The sequence below is a fragment of the Serratia plymuthica genome (genome assembly GCF_018336935.1).
Classification (GTDB): Bacteria; Pseudomonadota; Gammaproteobacteria; order Enterobacterales; family Enterobacteriaceae; genus Serratia; species Serratia plymuthica_B.
The window spans coordinates 3,175,963-3,195,435 of the sequence record NZ_CP068771.1; the positions used below are offsets into that span (position 1 = coordinate 3,175,963).

At 53.4% G+C, this 19,473-nt stretch carries 20 protein-coding genes; all 20 read right to left on the minus strand.

The window, feature by feature from the left end:
• Position 1: 1 nt before the first annotated feature.
• Positions 2-694, minus strand: coding sequence for a transglycosylase SLT domain-containing protein (locus tag JK621_RS14835; RefSeq protein ID WP_212556656.1), 693 nt, complete (start codon positions 692-694; stop codon positions 2-4).
• Positions 673-1,383 carry a TIGR03759 family integrating conjugative element protein gene (locus tag JK621_RS14840; RefSeq protein ID WP_049191715.1) on the minus strand — a complete coding sequence of 237 codons (711 nt, stop codon included), beginning with the start codon at positions 1,381-1,383 and terminating at the stop codon, positions 673-675. The genes JK621_RS14835 and JK621_RS14840 overlap by 22 nt, the downstream gene beginning before the upstream one ends.
• Before the next feature lie 10 nt (positions 1,384-1,393).
• On the minus strand, positions 1,394-2,137 hold the full coding sequence (locus tag JK621_RS14845; protein WP_212556657.1) for a hypothetical protein: 744 nt from the start codon (positions 2,135-2,137) through the stop codon (positions 1,394-1,396).
• Positions 2,134-2,766, minus strand: a complete 633-nt coding sequence (locus tag JK621_RS14850; RefSeq protein ID WP_147881285.1) for a PilL N-terminal domain-containing protein — start codon at positions 2,764-2,766, stop codon at positions 2,134-2,136. Before JK621_RS14850 ends, JK621_RS14845 begins: the two co-directional genes overlap by 4 nt.
• A gap of 145 nt (positions 2,767-2,911) precedes the next feature.
• On the minus strand, positions 2,912-3,184 hold the full coding sequence (locus JK621_RS14855) for a DUF2442 domain-containing protein (protein WP_072270381.1): 273 nt from the start codon (positions 3,182-3,184) through the stop codon (positions 2,912-2,914).
• The gene (locus JK621_RS14860) at positions 3,165-3,407 is read right to left on the minus strand and encodes a DUF4160 domain-containing protein (protein WP_212556658.1); all 243 of its coding nucleotides are present in this window, start codon (positions 3,405-3,407) and stop codon (positions 3,165-3,167) included. The genes JK621_RS14855 and JK621_RS14860 overlap by 20 nt, the downstream gene beginning before the upstream one ends.
• Positions 3,408-3,560: 153 nt before the next feature.
• Entirely contained in the window at positions 3,561-5,441 is a 1,881-nt protein-coding gene (locus JK621_RS14865; protein WP_212556659.1) for a group II intron reverse transcriptase, read from the minus strand.
• 593 nt (positions 5,442-6,034) lie between these two features.
• Positions 6,035-6,562 (minus strand): single-stranded DNA-binding protein, encoded by a 528-nt coding sequence (locus JK621_RS14870; protein WP_212556660.1) that lies wholly within the window; start codon positions 6,560-6,562, stop codon positions 6,035-6,037.
• 72 nt (positions 6,563-6,634) lie between these two features.
• The gene (locus JK621_RS14875) at positions 6,635-7,102 is read right to left on the minus strand and encodes an STY4534 family ICE replication protein (protein WP_212556661.1); all 468 of its coding nucleotides are present in this window, start codon (positions 7,100-7,102) and stop codon (positions 6,635-6,637) included.
• Positions 7,103-7,815: 713 nt separating this feature from the next.
• Positions 7,816-9,855, minus strand: a complete 2,040-nt coding sequence (locus JK621_RS14880) for a DNA topoisomerase III (protein ID WP_212556662.1) — start codon at positions 9,853-9,855, stop codon at positions 7,816-7,818.
• 12 nt (positions 9,856-9,867) lie between these two features.
• Positions 9,868-10,443, minus strand: a complete 576-nt coding sequence (locus tag JK621_RS14885; protein ID WP_212556663.1) for a hypothetical protein — start codon at positions 10,441-10,443, stop codon at positions 9,868-9,870.
• A complete protein-coding gene (locus JK621_RS14890; protein WP_212560207.1) occupies positions 10,440-11,201 on the minus strand; it encodes a PFL_4669 family integrating conjugative element protein in 762 nt (253 codons plus the stop codon). The genes JK621_RS14885 and JK621_RS14890 overlap by 4 nt, the downstream gene beginning before the upstream one ends.
• 295 nt (positions 11,202-11,496) lie before the next feature.
• Positions 11,497-12,771 carry an STY4528 family pathogenicity island replication protein gene (locus JK621_RS14895; RefSeq protein WP_212556664.1) on the minus strand — a complete coding sequence of 425 codons (1,275 nt, stop codon included), beginning with the start codon at positions 12,769-12,771 and terminating at the stop codon, positions 11,497-11,499.
• Positions 12,772-12,884: 113 nt separating this feature from the next.
• A complete protein-coding gene (locus JK621_RS14900) occupies positions 12,885-13,148 on the minus strand; it encodes a hypothetical protein (RefSeq protein WP_212556665.1) in 264 nt (87 codons plus the stop codon).
• Positions 13,145-13,774 (minus strand): DUF2857 domain-containing protein, encoded by a 630-nt coding sequence (locus tag JK621_RS14905; protein WP_060422762.1) that lies wholly within the window; start codon positions 13,772-13,774, stop codon positions 13,145-13,147. The genes JK621_RS14900 and JK621_RS14905 overlap by 4 nt, the downstream gene beginning before the upstream one ends.
• A 210-nt stretch (positions 13,775-13,984) precedes the next feature.
• The gene (locus JK621_RS14910; protein ID WP_115058004.1) at positions 13,985-14,707 is read right to left on the minus strand and encodes a DUF2786 domain-containing protein; all 723 of its coding nucleotides are present in this window, start codon (positions 14,705-14,707) and stop codon (positions 13,985-13,987) included.
• Positions 14,707-16,437 (minus strand): ParB family protein, encoded by a 1,731-nt coding sequence (locus tag JK621_RS14915; protein ID WP_212556666.1) that lies wholly within the window; start codon positions 16,435-16,437, stop codon positions 14,707-14,709. Before JK621_RS14915 ends, JK621_RS14910 begins: the two co-directional genes overlap by 1 nt.
• Positions 16,438-16,439: 2 nt before the next feature.
• Positions 16,440-17,789, minus strand: coding sequence for an SPI-7-type island replicative DNA helicase (gene dnaB-PI, locus JK621_RS14920; protein ID WP_212556667.1), 1,350 nt, complete (start codon positions 17,787-17,789; stop codon positions 16,440-16,442).
• Positions 17,782-18,447 (minus strand): hypothetical protein, encoded by a 666-nt coding sequence (locus JK621_RS14925; protein ID WP_172906324.1) that lies wholly within the window; start codon positions 18,445-18,447, stop codon positions 17,782-17,784. The genes dnaB-PI and JK621_RS14925 overlap by 8 nt, the downstream gene beginning before the upstream one ends.
• Positions 18,447-19,361, minus strand: a complete 915-nt coding sequence (locus tag JK621_RS14930; protein WP_212556668.1) for a ParA family protein — start codon at positions 19,359-19,361, stop codon at positions 18,447-18,449. The genes JK621_RS14925 and JK621_RS14930 overlap by 1 nt, the downstream gene beginning before the upstream one ends.
• Positions 19,362-19,473: the final 112 nt, after the last annotated feature.

A 19,473-nucleotide genomic window follows, 5' to 3' on the forward strand; every position in this document is an offset into this window, starting at 1 on the left:
CTTACTGGCTCCGTGGTTCAACCCACGTCAGCGCCGCCGTTTGTGCCGGTAACGCCGTGGGCGTGGGGGTTGTACTGACCACTCGGTTCGGGGCGGATGCCCTGCCGTTCAGGCGTGCCAGCTTGCCGCTCACGATGGATTTATACCGAGCAGCGGGCGCACCGCCGGCGGGATGGTGATAACACCCGGCGGCAACCAGCCAGCTCCCAGGGTTGCGGTCATAGCATTCCCGCAGGATGGCCGCCGCCGCGTTGAGATTGGTGTACGGATCAAACGCCGCCCAGGTCGAGGTGAAGTGATGGCCGTTCCAGCCCAGATTGACCTGGGCAATCCCGACATCGATGCGTTTGCGAGGATGTGTTTTCAAAAAGCGCTGCAACGCTTCCCAGACCTGCAGGCGGCTGGCGTAGCGATACCCTTTGCCGGCAACGTTGATGGTCCAGGGCCAGGGACGCTCAACATCCGGGGCCGGCCCGGTCCCGCGGGTCACCGAGATGATGCTTTTCGGCGCCATTGATGTCTCGGCCAGCGCCACCGAATACAGGGATTCCGGAGGAACTCCGTGACGCAGCGCCACCTCCCGATAGCCGGAAGGGACCTGCTGGGTAGCAGCATGAACGGCTCCTCCCCCCACAGAGGAGAGGAAGGCAAACAGGGGCAATAGCCCCCGGGTCAGAACGCGGCGAGTGTCCATCCGTTTTCCCCTTGTTGCAGCACCACGGGCATCAGGCCGTTGCCGAACTTCATCCAGCGGCCACCGTCATGATTGAGCGTGATTTGACGTGCGCGCACCTTGTCGATGGGAATGTGATGCGCCCGGGCCCAGTCACGCAGCAGGCTGTCATTGCCCTTGCTGTCGACCAGGTAAATGTCGACCGGCCGGTTATCTGCCAGCACCGCCGCCAGCCGAGCATCACACTGACCGCAGTCCTTCGCTTTCACGAACAGCGCCAGTCGCCCACCGGTGTCATGGGCAATACCCGCCGCATTCCCCATGTTGACCGGCAGCACACCAAGGCGCTGCCAGGCCGCATCCACCTCACGCTGGAACCTGAGTTCTTTCTCGGTGCGGGCGAACTCCTGCTTTACCCACTGCTCGGCGTACTTTTTACGCTCGGCATCGCTCTGTGCCTCGATGCCAAGGGCAGTTAACGGATCAAGCCCCGGAGACTGCGTCCCGCGAGGGCCATCCATCAACTGCTGATAACGCTGGTATTCCTCCCCACTGAGCCCCCACTGCCTGCCCTGCTGCGCCGTCTTGTTGGCCTGGCTCTGCTGAATCTCGCTCAGAGTTGACTGGCTGTTCTCGATGGCCGTCTGCTGCGCCGCCTGTGATAACGGGCTCAGTAGCATCAGGGAAATCACGCTGTATTTCAGTTTCATCACGCTCTCCTTATTGGGCGCTGACGGTCTGCAGGCGGCCGTTCACACGAAACGTCGCCTGCCCGTAGCCGGCACTGACCAGGGTCCAGCCGGCGACCGACTCCCCTTCCCCGATTAACCGCACCTGCGACAAATCACTGAACCCCTGCGGCGCCACGGCAGCAAAGGCCGACGTCCCACGCTGCTCCACCCCGGTCAGCACGAATGGCGCCTTGCGCGCCACACGGTGTACTGCATTACGCGGGGAAGATTTAATCGGCGTAGGTTTGTGCTTTGGGGTGATTTTGGCTGTCGCGGATGGTGCTACGGGTACGGACGTTGATGGCGCCACAGTCGGTGCCGGCTTTTCAGTTGCTGACTTTTTCACGGACTCAATGCTGTCTTTCAGCGCATTCAGCTCAACCTGTTGAGCCTGCAGCTGCTGCGCAAGTTTTTCCGGTAACCCATTGGTTAGCGTCAGCGCCCCAACCTGTCGCGTGAGCGATTCCTGGCGTTCAGCCAGGCTTTTAAGCTGTTTAGCCTGCGTCTGCACCACATCGGCCATAGAGTTCATGCCATCCTGCGGCGCCAGTGCTTTCTGTGCCTGCTCAAGCTGGGCAATACGCTGGTCGACATGGTTGATAGCCCCTGTACCGACGAGGCCAGCAACCAGGACGACAACGACGCCAGCCGTTGCCCCCCAAAAGGTTTGGCTTCGCAGCAACCCTTTTTTTGCCGACGTCATCGGCACCATTTCGTCATTATGCTCTGTCATTTTTTCAACCACCCGCCGGTTGCCGGTACCGCGTTAACGGCTTGAGGTGCAATGACCGTCGCAGCAGGACCTGCTGAAACCGCCCTGGCTGGCGCCACCGTCACCGGCGGCAGCTGTGTCGCCGGCAACTGATACCCGTCGCGCAGACTGTGGCAGACAACACGTTGCACGTCGTCTACCTCGAGCTGCCACGCGGGGCCTGCCAGTACCTGCAGCGCGGTACGCAAACGCATCGGCCCCAGTTGGTACTGCACCGCCGGCAACGCCTGGCGGTACAACACGCCGTTTGCCGGTCCGGTCGCGCACAGGGAATAGCCCGACTGGCGCAGCGCATAACGCAATGCATCAGCAACCGTCGGTTTTACTGACGCCGGAATACGGATATCGATGATTTGCGAAAGCGGATCACGCTGAACGGCCGCCGGATCAGTGCTGACCAGTAAATAACGGTCGTAGCGCACCACCTCAGGCGCCTGCCCGTAGGCATCCGGGCTGACCGGCTGAACATTGCGGTTGACGGTGACGGGCGGCGTAACAGGGGAAATATCGCGCTGCTGCAGAGGCTGCTGAGTAACGCACCCGGTCAGCATCAGTGCTGCCAGGGAAGAGGCGAGAAATGTTTTTTTCATCCGGAAGGTTTCCTGTTCAGTGACAATTGACAGGTGTCACTGTGCGGTTACCGTCCGGGACGCTCAATTAACAACTCTTTATTGCTATTCAAAAAAAACGCCAACCCGAAGGTCAGCGTTTAGTGTCAGAAGACGAGGAACAACATCAGGATAATGAAGGTGTACGAGTAATGCCTTTCGCTCCCATCAACAACCCTTCCGTACTTAAGTCCTCATCCAGATCTGGCCAGTGTATACCCATTCCAGCCCCGCAGAGTTCCCAGTTTTCCCGTTGCGCCGGCGTACCGGCCGCAAGCCGGGGATACCAGGCTAACGGTGCCGAAATAGTTCGGCCATCCATCAAATCAACCGACAAACGGTCATCATCGATGCGGACATTCATTACACGCAGATCATTTTCATTGCGTAAAGTAAGCATCCCAGGCCTCCTGTAAAATTGTCCGATGTTCAGTCACCAGACGCTGCAGTATACGCAGTTCATGTGATGCAAATCCCACACTACGCGCAATACTGACATCATGTAACCATATTTTAGCGGTTGCATTGCCCTTATCAATATGGACATGCGCCGGTTCGTTAGGTTCATGACTGTAAAAGTAAAAGTAAAAGCGAAAGCCACCTACTCTAAGTATTGTCGGCATAATGTCTCCCGACGATCACAAAGCGTAAATGGCTGATTTTGCGATACCATAACCAAACCCGTTGGGTAGGGCACGTGCGCCCAGAACGGGATAGCCGTTGCCCCCCCACCGAACCGTACGTGCACATTTCTGTGCATACGGCTCTCCATTGGATCAAACAAAGCTTCTTCGGTCTGGCAGTGTTCCTCTGTGAAGGTTGACGTGACAGGTCCGGCAGATCACTAATGTTTTCCTGTTACGGGCAATCATCAGCTTCTTCCAGTTATCTGTACCCGACTTGATATCCTTAAGTTTCCTCACATGGTGGACTTCAAAAGGACCGGTTCTGGTACCGCAATATTCACATTGGCATGCAGCCATCCTGTCCAGCAATTCAGTTCTACCAGAATATTTATGCGTGTTCGGCAATATATCCGGTGAACTGTGTTTTGGCGCACTCCTGTTTTTGAGTCTAAATACCTCCAACTCATATACCTTTCCATTACGATTTTCCCGATAAACATACCTGCCATCCGCTTGCCTTAACCGCCGCGCGATTTTGGTGCGTGAAATCCGATGTTTACCTGCCAGCGTCTTATAAAGACTATTTTCCCATATCCAATGCAACTTATTGAGATAGAGAACGGGGGTAAGATTGTAGTAATTCGCATAGCCGCGCATTTCGGCGTTGTACTGACCAATTATTTCATAGTCAGACATGTGCATCATTGCTGGCCGACCAGCACTATTACCATATCCGCCATCGTAATTCCCATAGCCACGTAGAGAGCAGAATTTCAGGATTCTTTCCCTCGGTACACCCAGATGGACGTGTTCCGTTATCGTACGTTTTACCGCATGAGTTTTACTTCCATCTGCATTAAGCCCTACAACACATTTGACCTGTTTGCTTTCACGGCGTGTTTTAATTTCATAACCGAGAAAAGTGAATCCTTTCTTTGGGTCAATAATGCCGGATTTCTCTTTTGATATTTCCAGATGAAGTTCAGTTTCAACAAAATTGACAACCTCTTTCATTATCTTTTTTGCCTCATTTTTACTTCCTGTCACACCAATCAGAAAATCATCAGCATATCGAACATACCGCATTCTTTTGAATTCAGAATCATCCATAATAACACTAGATAGTGTGCGCAATTTTTTCTCCAGTTCATCCGCTTCATGTCTCCATTTTTGGATTTTCTGCTCATCAGCAGGCATTCCGGAAGCGCCGAAACCTTGCCTGATCCATTTAATACGATTTGCTCGGTTCTGTAGTGCTCTTTTGTATATGGGATTGGGTTTCCTCCGTCCCCCTTTGCCGAACTCGCTGATTCTATTTTTCATAAACTCATCAAGTTCATGGAGAAATACATTGGCAAGAATAGGGGAGATAATACCACCTTGCGGTGTCCCGCTATGGGTGCCAAAGTAACGCCAGTTGTCCAGATAGCCAGCCTTCAGGAACTTCTTGAGAAGCGCCAGAAATTTGTTATCAGCGATCCGCTTACTCAGGAATTTCAGCAGCAGATCGTGGTCAATGTTGTCGAAGTAACCTTTGATATCAACATCACATACCCATTTTGTTCCTTTCCAACGGTTTCTGATTTCTTTTAATGCAGAATGACAGGAACGTTTAGGCCTGAATCCATAGCTCCAGTCGCTAAAAACCGGTTCATAGATTTCTTCCAGTAACATTCTCATTACTTCCTGTATTAACTTATCGTCTCCAGTTGGAATACCTAATGGACGTTTCTTTCCATTCGGTTTTCGGGCATCTTTAGGTATGTGCGTGCGCCTGCAAGGTTTGGGCTTATACGAGCCTGAATTTATAAGCTGAATGAGATTAATAATCCTGTCCACGCTCATTTCATCCATCGTATTATTATTTATTCCTCTCGTCATGGCTCCCTGATTAGAATAAATATTGGCATAGGCCTGTGCCCAAAGATCTTTATTGCTACACATGATTTTGTGCAGCTTCTTGATCTTATAACCTTGTGTACTGGCTTTGTTTATACCACTTAGAGCATTGAGTGTTCTTTGTGATAGCACTGACTATCGAACCTCGCTTCTATTAGTATAGTTCCAACTGACTCCCTTCCCCCTTACGAATATAATTTCACCGATAATTGCTTATCAATTTATATATATTTTTCAGATTGGTTAGCCAATTGCGACTCCATTACAGAGCTACGTTGGGTACTACGGAGCCTCCGTTACCATATTGGTTAATTACATAACCAACTTAGGTAATCCCGTATTTCTTTGTAGTCAAGGTGCATCCCACTTAGGTTCCACTTACGTTCAATTACCACTCTCACCGAGCAGGTGCCAATATTGTTGGATATAGTAACCTTCTAAAAATAATTACTATAAATACTGGTATGACTCCTGAATAACCGTGAGTCAAAGGCATCCCGAAACCCACTATGAACTATGATTCAACCAATCAGGCTTAACCATATGGGACTTGCAATGGCTGGCGCAAAGTAGGTTATTTCCCCGCAACCAGCCTTTTCCTGACATGCTACACTCCCCTCCCTCTTTCGAGGTTCAAACCCATTACTGGGTAAGGATAAGTCAGGCTTGCAATAGGCTCTCCAACAGCCTATGGTTAACTCAGAACATTGAGTTAACCATTTGATTTACAAAGCAAAACGGCGCACAAGGAACGGTATGTCATCGTCAAAATCCATCGGCGCGGCATTTCCACCCGATTGAGCCGGCTGGGGTTGCTGAGCCGGCGTACCGCTGTGTGAAGGTTGCGGTTGCTGAGGTTTCCCCCAACTGCCCTGGCCTGATTGTCCTGCGTTGGCTGGTTGCGAACGCCCACCCAACATCTGCAGAGTGCCGCCAATGTTGACGACGATTTCAGTGGTGTATTTTTCAATACCGGCCTGATCGGTCCATTTACGTGTCTGCAGGGAGCCTTCAATGTAAACCTGCGAGCCTTTACGCAAATATTCACCGGCAATTTCAGCAAGCTTGCCGAACAACACAACACGGTGCCATTCGGTTTTTTCTTTCTGCTCACCGGTCGCCTTATCGCGCCAGCTCTCAGAGGTCGCCAGGGTAATGTTAGCAACCGCACCGCCATTTGGCATGTAACGGACTTCCGGATCCTGGCCGAGATGACCGACAAGTATGACTTTGTTTACGCCGCGAGACGCCATAATCGAATCCTCATAGGGAATAGAATTAGAAAGGGAAAAACGCCCCGAAAAATCGAGGCGTAGAGGGCGTTATCAGAAAGAGTTTTCCGCGTATTGTTGCTGTGCGGAACCTTGCTGAGGCGGCGTAGAGTCGGATTTCTCAGCCTGGAAGACCTTCTCCTGACCGATCTTAATCCAATCGACCTTGATAAGGCGTGCTTTGAGACTGACGCGCTGTTCACCGGCATGTTCGCCGCTGTTGAGCGTGAAGATGTCAGTTTTGGGATTGCTGAGCACAAAACCAATCAGGACTTTCTTGTCTTCATCAACCGACTTTTGACAGCGGTTGATCAGGCTGCTGGCTTCTTTACCGGCGACCGTCACATCGAAACGCGTGTAACTGGCGTTATCGGTAGGACCGGAGAGTCCATTGACGACACATCTGATAAAAGTGCCATTCGGGCCATTCACTTGACGAATGTTGCTGAGATACCCCATCCCTTTGATAGTCAGGTTGAAGTATTCAGTTTTGGTGGATGCTTGTTGAGCTTGGCTAGACATGATGTTTTCTCCAGGAGTGTAGATTCGGTGACGGAGAAATACACCTTCCCCGACGGGAAAAGTATTTCCCGTCGGGAGCCAGGTATGGGTATACGCCATTGCCTGACAGTCTGATCAGATTGAATAAGCCTTAATCGTTGCGCACAGTCGCGTCACTATCAACGATATCTACTCTCAAAGGCGGGCAGATGTACCACACAGTTAAACTGTGTACTCCCTTTCAGGCTAAGGAAGTGTTCTTTTGTTACCACCCGAAGGCGATCCTCACAGGTAACGGGATCATTAGTGGCTGTCAATTAACAGCAGGGTCACCCGAAAGCGCTCATCACAGACCCACTGAGCATTGGTGGTTGTCCGAAGACAACAAATAAGCCTGTTCATTTTTAATTCAGGTGCTGCTGCTGTCAACCTGGAATATCAATTTTGTGAATTAAGAAAACAAAAACGGCACAGTCAAAGACTGCGCCGCGGAGTTTGCACCATAACTGGTAGTAGATCTCATCTGACTTCGAGGAGGGGTAGTAGACTCCTGGCGCGCTTTTCACGAAGTCGCATGCGCTTAATCAATCAACCTGAGTGTGGAGGCCATTGATATGGGCTGAAGCAGAATTGTCCATGCATTAAACTTTCCTGCCATCCGCAGCCACGGGGTGCTCTGCATCAAAGCCCGCCCACATTAGCAAAACTTTCTGCGATAAACATCAGACAATCTCTTACTCCGATCCGGTTGCTTTATTTTTAGCCGGTGATTTTGCTTTATAGCGCTTAGTCTTACTCCCACTTTTTGCATCGATGTTAATGATGCCCTGGCAAGTGGGATAATTACTGCAGCCCCAGAAGGCGCCACCGCCTTTCTTCCCGCCGCGCCGGCGCATCGTCCCGCTGCATGTCGGGCACGGTGGCGAAGGTGGCGCGGTAAACTTCACGGCTTGCGCCTTCCCCTTCTCTACCAGGTGCCCCGTCCACTGTGCCTGACGGCTCATGAACGTATCGAGTGTCATCTGGTCCTGAGCAATCTCGTCCAGCGCCTGCTCCCACAGCGCCGTCATCCCGGGGTTGGTCAGCGCAGTCGGTAACGCATCTATCAGTTCGCCGGCGATCGGCGTGGAAAGCAGGTATTTGCCCTTCTTCTCCAGGTACCCGCGTTTAAACAGCGTCTCCAGAATGCCGGCACGCGTCGCTTCAGTACCCAGCCCCGCGTTCTCTTTTAACACCTTCTTCAGTTGCGGGTCACTGACGAACGCCGCTGCATTTTTCATGGCGGCGATCAGTGTCCCGTCGGTGAAATGTCCCGGAGGCTTCGTCTGCAGCGTTTTGAGCTCAGCACCGGCAACCGAGACGGTTTCACCTTTTACCAGGGCAGGTAGTCGGACATCATCCGTGTCGGCAGGCTCCTCTTTCGCCTCGCTCGCGTCATGCTGGAACAACACTTTCCATCCAGCTACCGCCTCGACCTTGCCGCGGGTGCGGAACAGTTGCCCGCCGATATTGAATGTCGCTTCCGTGACATCCACTTCATGTAACGGCAGGAACTGTGCCAGGTAATGCTGACGTATCAGCTGATAGACCCTGAGCTCGTCGGCAGACAGCTTGCTCAGGTCGAACGGCTGTTTGGTTGGGATAATCCCGTGGTGCGCCGTGATTTTTTTGTCGTTCCAGATACGGGAAACAAAAGTCCTGTCGAGCCTGGCCACGCTTTCGTTGAGTGTTGGATCCGTACGGGTAACAGCGCTCAGCACGTCGGCAACCTCTTCCCGCATCGATGTCGGCAGATAGCCGCAATCCGTCCGGGGATACGTAGTGGCCTTGTGCGTCTCATACAGTGACTGCGCGATACTCAGGACCTGGTTGGCGCTCATCCCCCACTTGCGTGAGCAGGCCTGCTGCAGGGTGCCCAGGTCAAAGGCCAACGGTGCGGACTCTTTCTTGCGTTCGGTCCCCACCTCAAGCACAACGGCATTAGCCGTTTGCTGACACAGCTGCACGACGGCCTGCGCCACATTTTGTTGAATACAGCGCTTCTCTTCATCACAGTAATTGACGGCAGGTACCCAGTTTGCCGGGAAGGCGATCCCATCTTTCTGCAGCATCGTCCTGACCTGCCAGTACGGTTTGGAGATGAAGTTGGCAATGTCGCGGTCACGGTTCACGACCAGCGCCAGCGTGGGGGTCTGCACCCGCCCGATCGACAACACCTCGCCGTATCCCTGTTCGCGGGCTTTGAGCGTGTAAAGCCGGGTCAGGTTCATCCCCGTCATCCAGTCAGCCCGTGATCGCGCCAGGCCGGCTTCATACAAGGGCGCGGTCTTCTCGCCAGGGAGTTTGTTCGCCAGGGCATGCCGAATACTGGCCTCGTCCAGCGCTGACAACCAGAGCCGCTGGACCGGGCCGGTAAAGTGGCAATGTTCCAGTAACTCCCGCGCGATCACTTCCCCCTCGCGATCCGCATCGGTCGCAATCACCACAGAATCAACCTGTTTGAGCAACCCGCGGATGACAGCGAACTGGTCGGCAGTGTCTTTTTTTACCGCCATTTTCCACTGGGCAGGGACGATAGGAAGAACGGACTCCCGCCAGGGGCTGCCGAACTGCTCACCGTAGGTCTCCGGCGGGGCCTGTTCCAGCAGATGCCCGATTGCCCAGGTGACTATCACGCCGGCGCCCGCCAGGTAACCCTGCTTACGCTGCGTCGCCCCGAGTATGGCGCCGATATCTTTACCCTGGCTGGGTTTCTCGCACAGGTAGAGTTGCATCAGATACCCCCGTCAGCCCAGCTGACCTTTAGCGACCTGCTGCAGCTGCGTCATCAAACGTCCGAGGTAAGCATCGGTCAGGTGCGGCGCATCCGGTGAGCTGTACGTGACTTTCAGGCGACTGCCTGCGCCGGACTTGACCACTTCGAGCTCAAGGCGATCATTGCCTTTCCATTCCTGCCCCATCTTGTAATAACTGCCCTGGTTTGCTGACCAGACCGGGCGCGCTTCATCAATGGCGCTCGCGCTCCAGTCGCCGTGCTGATCACGCTGACGCAGACTTTCCAGCTCTTCGGAGGAGATAAACTGATAATGGCTTTTCAGCCGCGCCGCCGCGGTATCAACATCCACCGGGAGCGTATACGTATGATGCACATCCTGCCGGGGTCCGGAGATACCGGCCCGGGTCATCCAGGGCATACCGCCCTCGCTGGAGCCACCGCTGCCACCGCTCGCCAGCGAATGGGCAGCGTCACTGATTTTTTTGTTCCATTCACCCAGCTCGGTGCCTGCGCACCCCGTTAACAATAACGCGGTGCAGAGTACACCGGGCATAAAAACAGACTTTACCTGTCGATTCATGCTCATGCTTTGGCTCCTTTTTTAGAAGAAGCGGAGGCTGTTAACACAGAAGTTTTATTGAGGGGCGGCGAAAAAGCGGAACGTGTCGCACCTGACATAATGTCTTCGTCAGGCATACCAAAACGGGTGATCGCATCCTTTCCTGCGGGGGTTTCGAGACGGATATCATCACGAGTCACTTTGACGGGACGATAGTGTTGGACGACACCGTAAACGCTACGGATCCAATGGCCCCCTCGATCTAACAATGTGTCACGTTGCGAACGTGATATAAGCCCATAGTGCCAGGCCTGAAAGGCTTTCATCGCCAGTTGGTCATACCCAACCAGGAGGAAAACGCAGCGATAACCCACCGGGGTTCGGCTAAATACACCAATATTTAAAGGAGATACAGAAGCAACATCCGAAAGAGAAATTTGTGCAGGGATGTTTGCCAGTGTTTTGTCCAGCTCGGCAACAGCCTGTTGAAGTAACTGCGTACCTTTATTTAAGGTCTCTTCCAGGGCGACCATTGCAGCATCGGCATAAGGGTTATCTTCACCAGAAGCCTCATTGATCTGCCCTGCTCGTAGAATAAAACGGGGCATACTATAAATATCAGGGCGTCGCTTCCCCGACGTTTCAGGATCAGCGTTTTGGCTACGTCGCCCTTCCCATAAACGAATGGCATAGAGGGTATGAAGCTCTACAGTAAGAGTGGATTTTAATGCACCAGCGCGTGCAGTTGCCGGTTTTTGTTCGTTGTTCTTTGTTGATTCAACCATTAGAAGCATCCTTCCGGAAATGTGTGTGTGGCTTGAAATAGTTGCGCCAGCTTGTCTTGGCAACAATCCAAAACTCTTTTTGCATGACGAACAAAAACTCAAAAGACTATCCCGTTCACTTCTATCCATTGCTGCCAGTGGCAGCAATGCATGCTTTTTAATCAGTGCTGCCACTGGCAGCAGTGCACGCTTTTTAATCAGCGCTGCCACTGGCAGCAGTGCACGCTTTTTAATCAGTGCTGCCACTGGCAGCACTGTTCTATTTTTGAACAATTTGATTATCTGCACTCACGACTCATTTTTTTGTCCGCATCATTTGCTGGCGTAATTTGGCCACAACATCGCTGACATGTTCCCGCGACGCCAGGTGTTGGCGGGCTGGATCTGTTGCTTTTGCTGGCGACGCAGAGCAAGGTATTTGGCGTCGCGGTACAGGCCTGGCAGATTCTGGGGATTTGGCACTCGCATACAGCTCACCGTTTCGGGCGCGCTTGATCACCGCCAGCAGCCAGCCAGTGGGATTATTCAGGCTGCCTTTGGCCATCGCCTGCTCAAGACTCCCCAGCACCTGACGGGCAACCTCTGCAGGCAATGCTTTAAGCTGGACACCAATCTGGCGCTGATCATCCATCGCTATGCTGTTCTGCAGTTCGGCCGGTAACTCAGGTACGTACGTTGTTTTATTCACACTCTGTGTGAAAGAACGTACGTTACAGTTCGGTTTCGTTGATGCACCGTAAGTGACTGATTTCAGCATGAGTTCGGAAAGCGAACTCGGTGTTTTGCCTTCCTGTTTTACACTGAGTTCGGTATCCGAACTGGGTTTAATTTGACTCAGTTCGGTATCCGAACCCGGGGATTTTTTACTGAGTTCGGCATCCGAACTGGGGATATTTTCCTGTCGTTGAGACACTCTGGCAGCCATCTGTTGCGGGGTTTGTGGCGACCCCAGCCGTTCAGCAATCGCCGCCATCTGGGAATGCTGATGACGCATTGTGGGATCATTTTGAATATCGGACAGTACCGACCAGGCCGTCTGGCTGACGGTGCGATTTTTGTGCACGCAGCCCATGGCGACCGTATCCAGCCAGGTCGGATCCAATGTCTCCGCATCACGGGCCGAGAGTGGCTCATCGTGTTGAGCATAGATATTGCCCTTCACCCGCCCCTTGTCGTCACGCACACGCCGGCACAAACTGAGCCAGCCGGTCAGGCGTAACATCAGCAGCACGCGGCTGACAGTCTCGCGGGACGCCTTACCGTTAAACGGCGAGGCGAGCTGCAGCTGCAGTTCATCATAGGTAGGGAATACGGCGCCCTGGTTCTGTTGCGCGTACAGGCGGATCATTATCCACGCGGTTTTATCAAGCGGTGACAGGCGGGTGTCCAGGAGCAACCTGCGGGGAATGGAATCATGCACATTGCCCATGTACAGCAAGCCGCTGCGCAGATTCGTGACATCGGGAGTCCCCGCGTGCTTTTCGGCACCTATTCGTTCCGCCAGGCAGGCATTCATTTGTTCGAGCGTAAAGGTGATCAGGCTGTCATCAGGTGTTTTATTTATGCTCATCGATTTTGCGCATCCTTTTACGCTGCCCCCGCCCACAGGGCGAAGGCATCAGGCGGTTGTTGGCCTAACGGCACTCAGGCCTGTACCCGACATCAGGTACAGGGTCAGTGTCATCACTTCCACAGTTCGTTGTTGTAGCGTTCGTGAGTCAACAGCACCCAGTCATCACAACTGTTTCGGCTGAGCAGTCGCCAGTTGGTCCCGATATCAATCTTCATCCAGGCACGTCCGGGGGCGTGCTTGCCTTTAACATGAAGGTGCTTGTAGTTGCGCTCCCCGCGGCGGAAGCGCCTGACCTGCTCCTTCGCCTTTTTCTGACAGGACGGCGGCGCCGAACGGGGGACCTGCAACCCAGGCATTAATATCACCGGCTTCATGCCAGCCTCCTTGCATTTCCTCCCGGCGTACCACGTGGCGTACGCACGGCCTGAATGGCTTTTCTGGCAGTCACAGTCTGAGGGGCATCGAAGCTGCGAACTGCATGCCAGACAGCCGTCAGAGAAACATCCATCTGTTCGGCGGCCAGCATCATGACGTCCAGTCCATCTGCACTGGAGGCGTCATCGATGTCGGCTTTTTGCCACTGGCGCCACAATGCCGCGTTCTCGTCATCACTGAGCGCTGCACAACGCCCCTGGCGAATGTTGATACCGGTCATGCGCCGGCGGGCGGCAACTTCAACGGTCGAGAGGCCAAAATAGTGCTGCATCATTTCGATAGAGCCCCCCAACGCCAGGGCCCGGTCAATTCGTTGCATGCGCTGCTGCTCGCGGCGTGCGTGCTGCAACATCAATGAGAAATTCTCGTGATGGATTTGAAAGGTCAGCACCGATACCGAGCTGTTCATCAGGTAATGGAGGTCTTCAATGGTCAGACCGTGCAGCAGCTGCATCTCTTCCGTGGTCAGCCCCAGGGACTCACAACGGCGGATATAACCTGATTTAAGCTCCATCACGAGCTGCGTGAGCAGGCTGTTCGTCGCCTGAGATAAGCTATTACTCATAGTGAAGCCCCCCGATTTCTGAAAAACATCTCGAAAAAACAGCAAACAAGCATGCCAGCAACACCATGGAAACGAACAGGAATGGCAACGCTGAAATGAAGTTTTTGCCCTTGTCCTTAAACCACGTTCTGGGATCAGGAACGTTGCCCATACCTATAAGCAGGAACCAAAAAATGAAGGACAGCATTGTGATAAGGAACAAATAAGAGTTCATGAATTACGTCCTCCCTGATAACCAATGCCAGTGGTCACCGCCCCCTGAACACCCTGGTGTAAACGGGCGTTCTGACCTGCTTCGTATCCACGTAACCGGGCAATATCATCACCGCGGCAGGCTTTCGGGGCGCGCGTCTGCAACTCCCCCATCTTTTGGCTTTCCAGCCAGGTGCCCATCAGCTCGCATTCCTGTTCAGTAACGGTAAACGTCGTAATGACTCTCCGGACGCCGGCAACCCAGCCGGCACGAAACTGCTCTGCCCGGGCACGGCGCGTGCTCATTTTCAGGCGTTTATTCTGAGTTTTCAGGTAGTCTGCAGTTGCATCTTTCAACTGCCGGCTCAGCACGTCGAACGCATAAGCCGCAACGGCCGGCCGCTCACTAAAGCCGTAGAACGTCACGTTGCGACGCGGGCCCGAAGCGGTATCCCGCCAGGAAAAATACAAACGGCATCCAAAGGCGCGGGCAATCGCCCATGCCAGCCCAGACATCCATTCGGGCAGCTTCTGTTTCGCTTCGGAAGGCGCTCCCTGGCTCGGTGCCGTCTGAAGAGAGGAAAGACTGGCTTCCAGCTCGCTGATGCCGTATTTCTGCATCAGTTTTTGCGCCCGGGCTAACGCCAGTCCAGCCTCATGCGCATTACTGTTGCTGCGGGCCAGCTCAAGCAGTTTGCGCACCAGTTTCACCAGGCGCGCCTGTCGTTGTGAATGGCTCATCAGGCTGTCTCCTCTGTTGCAGATAAATCACGCTGCAGTTCACGCAGACGGCGCAAAACGCGAATAAGGCGCATCAATTTCACGGCATGAATATCGTCAAGCAAAGGCCAGTCAGCCGCATTTTCCGAACCAATAAGGGCCTCATTGAGCGAACTGGATGAGGCGCCGTCCGGGTTGTTGCCGGCAAGGGTCAGGAGTAACGCGGTGAAGCGGGATGGGCGTTCGGCAGTTAATGCGTAGCCGGCAGCCTGCAGGTCGGCTTTATCGGCTTTGATTTCCGCCTCGCAGCCCGCCACTTCGGCCAGTTCGAATGCCAATCGGAAGGTGATCACCTGCAGGTGCTCGATATCGTCCTGCAGGGCAGAAATACCCCAAATGGAGGAAACCGGCTCAAGTCCTACCTCAGCGAAGGGCACCTCTGCAACAGGGGCTACAGGCTGTGTCTCGGTATTGCTGTGAGGGGCGCTCGACTCATGAGCGCCAGGCTGAGGGGCTTCATTGACGGTGGTATGCTCACCGTCTAAAACCGTTTCAATGTCACCTGATAACACCGAAGGCGCACCGTATAAATCAGGCTGAGTTTCAACACGTGGTTCAGTTTTAGTTGTGGGCGTTTCCTTTTCCTGAGTCTCCTGTGGTTCATCATCAGCATCACCTGTCGACTCATGCAAGGCGCTGTCCAGTACCATAGAAGAGCCACCACCCTGCATTTCAGGAACCGTCGGCCCACCGGCGTCTTCCTGTTGCAGTGCTGGCGCCAGCTCGACAGTATTGCCCTTGCCTGACAGCTCAGGCGTTAATGCCGGCTCACCGAGGTGCTTGCGCCGGTTTTGCTCTTTGGGATCGAGCTCAAGTAACCAGCGGTCATAATTGAGCAACGGGTGCGGTAATGCGTTGATGAGGGCTCCAATCAACTCATCACGGAACATATCCAGCGAATAGTCCTCAGGTGAATCAAAACGGCCGCATACATCACCGAAAACGGTGTCAAATGGTTGGTTCGGTTCTTGGGTAATGCAGTGCTTCTGCCACGTGGCTTCAGCGTGAGAGCGCATAGCCAGTAATTGAAGAATTTGCGGACGCCCCAGCCCAGTCTCCAATAAGTGAGGCATATAGGGATACAGGTACTGCACTGCATCCTCCATCCGACTGATACTGGAATTATGGACGGGATAACCCTGTGCGGTTAGGAGTGTTGAAAGCTCACGTAATGAGACAGGCTTACCCAACTGCGCTTCATATAATTCCCGAGCCTGTCGAATGCCAAACGCTTTTTCAATGAAGCTCAGGTCACCACGTACCTCATTCTCGGCAAGGTGACCAATCACGCAGGATAATCGTCCTGGCCAGGGTTTAAATACACAAGAGAAGCGATAAAATCGTTCTTCTCCCGTTTCCTGCCAGAGCTCGGAAAGAATGGTATAACGCGTATTCCCCCCATCACTGAAAAAATACCCCAGCTCGGGGCGAGCTGGATCTCGCGTCACCTTCGGCACCGTATCCAACCCACGCGCCCGAATTGACGACTTAATTTCCTCATATCTCGGGTTGCGTGAAGTTCGCGGGTTATCCGGGTTCGGGTTCACTTCATCCAATGTCAGCACCAGTGGCATTTCACTGACGGGAGTCTCTGTCACTACGGGAGCTAAAGGCTGTGTGCCGACAGCAGTCTTGCCCTGCTGGAGCAAAGCACTGTTCATATCGAGGAGCTTGGTTTTAGCACGCGCCATGGTTACGCCCTCCCCGAATATTGGTCATACTGACCGTCATGGAGATCGCTGAACGCGGTGAATTGCCCTTCAAACTTGACGCGAACGGTACCCGTTGCGCCCTGCCGCTGTTTACCAATGATAATTTCTGCCGTGCCGGCATCATCAGAATCAGCGTAATAAACGTCATCACGATAGATGAACGCGATCACATCGGCATCCTGCTCCAGCGCACCGGAATCGCGCAGATCCCCATTGAACGGGCGTTTGTCAGCACGGCTTTCCAGCTGACGGTTCAGTTGAGACAGCGCCACAACGGGACAACCAAGTTCTTTGGCCAACGCTTTCAGGCTGCGGGAGATTTCCGCAATTTCCTGAGTGCGATTTTCCTGCCCAGGGCAGTGCATCAGTTGCAGGTAATCGACCATGATTAAACCCGGCTTACCGTACAAACGGGTGTAGCGCCGAGCCCTGGAACGCAACAGTGCGGGTGTCAAAATCGACTCATCGTCAATAATCAAGCGGTTTTCCAAGGGCAACAACCGCTCCATCGCCTTGGAAATACGGGCCCAGTCTTCATCATCTAGCTGGCCGCTGCGCAGACGTGAAAGTTCAACCCGCCCATCTACAGCAATCAGGCGTTGAAGCAGCTGCTCCCGCGGCATTTCCAGGCTAAAGAAGAATGCAGGTTTCTCCGTGCCTCGAAGCGCGCCGGTGTAGGCGCTCAACGCAAAGGCGGTTTTACCCATCGACGGTCGTGCAGCAAGCAAAACCAAATCTCCGGGCTGCAGACCACACGTCATCACATCAAGCTCTGAAAAACCGGTCGGGGTGCCGGTGATACCATTACCGCCATTCACCGTCTCCAGATAGGTCACGACGGCATTCAACCCATCCGTCAGGCTGACATTCTGCTGTGACTGGGTTTGCTCAGAGAGTTGGAACAATTGCTGTTCAGCGCGTTCGGTCAGTGCCGCAGACTCTGCGCGCGGATTGGCAGCATCAGCACTCAATTCGCGACCGAGCTGCAGCAGGCTGCGCAGACGACTGCGTTCAGCCACAATCTCTGCATAGGCGACGATATTGGCTGCGCTCGGCGTATTTTTAGACAACTCTGCCAGATAGGCAAAACCACCCACTTGCTCGAGTGCACCATTTTGTTCCAGTGATTCATGGAGCGTAATCAGGTCAATCGGCTGCTGGACAGCCATCAGGCGAGCCATTGCCTGGAAAATGCAGCGATGTGCTGCAAGATGAAAATCACGCTCTCCAACCAATGGGAGAACGTCATCCCACCGCTCGTTATCCAACATCAAGCCGCCAAGAACGGCTTGCTCAGCATCGGAGGAATAAGGGATATTCAAGTCAGTCATGGCGAACCTCCTGCTCTTCACTGCCCGTTGTCAGCGGGCTCTCCAGAAAAGTCGGGCAGGAAGAACACACACCCATTCCTGTTTTACGGTTGACCTTAAGCCAACTGCAGGGTGTGTGATTTTCGTCAAGGCAGGCATGGCTATCTGTACAACCGCACCCTACACAAGTTGCCTCTTTTAGGTGCGTTTTCTCATCATCGGCGCCGCAGATGTGCTCAAGCACCGCGGCTGCCTCATACGGAGCCTCGGCCATTTCCTGCAAGCATTCAGCGTCATAGAAACTGGCTGCGTGATTGGCTTTAGCCATCATCAACTCATGCATTTTCAGCATGCGGCGCAGCGCATTCTCCGTGGTTTCCAAATTACGGTTAAGCACATTGACGTAAGCCAGGAGCTGTGGTGCAGCGGCGGCCAGATAACCACTAGCCCGTTGCTCCTCAAGACCCACATCACGGCTTCCGCCCTCTTCCGACCAGTGCTCCAGGCCGAGCTTTTCCCAATCAGGAATAATCGCAACGTTAGGGATTTCCAGATGCTCAAAGCCGTTGGCATCCACGACAGTGACTGCATCGCTGTAGAGCTCAAGAACCTGCCAGGGGGCAGGTGCGGCTAATTCGCGCAGCTCGTTAAGAAAGGTCACTAATTGTTCAATGTTCATTAGTTCGCCTCCTGACGCAGAACGTCAAAGTCGGCAACCCAGTGAGGGAACAACTCGCAGGCCAGCTCATACATAGTGTCAGCAGCAGCGAGCGTTGATGTACGGGTGGTGGTTCTTTCGAGACGATGAACAGGTTGGCCGGAAGCATGCCCCATTTTGTAAATTTCCAGCTTGGGGATGATGGTGTCGAGAAGGGATACGTCGAAAGTATCTGCACGCAGATATTGGCCGTTTGTAATAATGCTGCGCAAACTTTTCAGTGTCTGCCAATCCAGATTGGTGTATTCCATGCAGTTCGTCAGAATACGGATACGCGGTAACGCAATACCGTAGCTGGTCAGCGGCAATAATCCTTCCATCAACCCCAATGTGCCACGCAGAAACTCTCGCGTATCCGGCAGTATAGGCTTGATAACCCCGACAGCGAATTCCGTACTGGCAACCAGAATCAGTTCGAGCATCACAGACGCCGCACCTTTGGAGTCAATGATGATGACGTCGTACTCGTTGAACAAAGGGTGCTGCAGAACATTCTTCAGCCGCATACGACCATCAGGGGCATGCAGCATGGCGGAAGATAAACGGTCGTGGGGATCGTTGGAAACAATGATGTCCAAGTTTGGGATAGCGGAACGGGAGATGATTTGCTCGGGGTGATTGAGGTCGACTGTCTTCATCAACAGTTCATACAAACCGTTGGGTGCCTCGTATTCCAGGGAAAAAATGCTGCTTGCGGTGGGTTGGGAGTGGTCACCATCGATGAGGAGAGTCTTTTTACCTGCATCGGCAAGGAAGCCGGCAAGGTTGGCACTTTGGGTAGATTTACCTTCGCCCCCTTTGGTTGAGACCATAGGGATAACACGAGGTGCTGGGTGGCTAACACCCATAGATGTGGATTTAGCTAATGTATGCATGTTTTACACTCGAATTTATTAATTCGTGTGTAAAGGGTTAAAAAACCTAATATTTAACAATTTCACAACAAGCACAGGGATTGAAAATCCCCGTGTCCTTGGTTCGATTCCG

What these genes read in the sequence shown, in the direction of transcription:
- JK621_RS14835 (WP_212556656.1), bottom strand. Translation starts at nt 694, where the DNA reads ATGGACACTCGCCGCGTTCTGACCCGGGGGCTATTGCCCCTGTTTGCC.
- JK621_RS14840 (WP_049191715.1), bottom strand. Translation starts at nt 1,383, where the DNA reads ATGAAACTGAAATACAGCGTGATTTCCCTGATGCTACTGAGCCCGTTA.
- JK621_RS14845 (WP_212556657.1), bottom strand. Translation starts at nt 2,137, where the DNA reads ATGACAGAGCATAATGACGAAATGGTGCCGATGACGTCGGCAAAAAAA.
- JK621_RS14850 (WP_147881285.1), bottom strand. Translation starts at nt 2,766, where the DNA reads ATGAAAAAAACATTTCTCGCCTCTTCCCTGGCAGCACTGATGCTGACC.
- JK621_RS14855 (WP_072270381.1), bottom strand. Translation starts at nt 3,184, where the DNA reads ATGCTTACTTTACGCAATGAAAATGATCTGCGTGTAATGAATGTCCGC.
- JK621_RS14860 (WP_212556658.1), bottom strand. Translation starts at nt 3,407, where the DNA reads ATGCCGACAATACTTAGAGTAGGTGGCTTTCGCTTTTACTTTTACTTT.
- JK621_RS14870 (WP_212556660.1), bottom strand. Translation starts at nt 6,562, where the DNA reads ATGGCGTCTCGCGGCGTAAACAAAGTCATACTTGTCGGTCATCTCGGC.
- JK621_RS14875 (WP_212556661.1), bottom strand. Translation starts at nt 7,102, where the DNA reads ATGTCTAGCCAAGCTCAACAAGCATCCACCAAAACTGAATACTTCAAC.
- JK621_RS14880 (WP_212556662.1), bottom strand. Translation starts at nt 9,855, where the DNA reads ATGCAACTCTACCTGTGCGAGAAACCCAGCCAGGGTAAAGATATCGGC.
- JK621_RS14885 (WP_212556663.1), bottom strand. Translation starts at nt 10,443, where the DNA reads ATGAGCATGAATCGACAGGTAAAGTCTGTTTTTATGCCCGGTGTACTC.
- JK621_RS14890 (WP_212560207.1), bottom strand. Translation starts at nt 11,201, where the DNA reads ATGGTTGAATCAACAAAGAACAACGAACAAAAACCGGCAACTGCACGC.
- JK621_RS14895 (WP_212556664.1), bottom strand. Translation starts at nt 12,771, where the DNA reads ATGAGCATAAATAAAACACCTGATGACAGCCTGATCACCTTTACGCTC.
- JK621_RS14900 (WP_212556665.1), bottom strand. Translation starts at nt 13,148, where the DNA reads ATGAAGCCGGTGATATTAATGCCTGGGTTGCAGGTCCCCCGTTCGGCG.
- JK621_RS14905 (WP_060422762.1), bottom strand. Translation starts at nt 13,774, where the DNA reads ATGAGTAATAGCTTATCTCAGGCGACGAACAGCCTGCTCACGCAGCTC.
- JK621_RS14910 (WP_115058004.1), bottom strand. Translation starts at nt 14,707, where the DNA reads ATGAGCCATTCACAACGACAGGCGCGCCTGGTGAAACTGGTGCGCAAA.
- JK621_RS14915 (WP_212556666.1), bottom strand. Translation starts at nt 16,437, where the DNA reads ATGGCGCGTGCTAAAACCAAGCTCCTCGATATGAACAGTGCTTTGCTC.
- dnaB-PI (WP_212556667.1), bottom strand. Translation starts at nt 17,789, where the DNA reads ATGACTGACTTGAATATCCCTTATTCCTCCGATGCTGAGCAAGCCGTT.
- JK621_RS14925 (WP_172906324.1), bottom strand. Translation starts at nt 18,447, where the DNA reads ATGAACATTGAACAATTAGTGACCTTTCTTAACGAGCTGCGCGAATTA.
- JK621_RS14930 (WP_212556668.1), bottom strand. Translation starts at nt 19,361, where the DNA reads ATGCATACATTAGCTAAATCCACATCTATGGGTGTTAGCCACCCAGCA.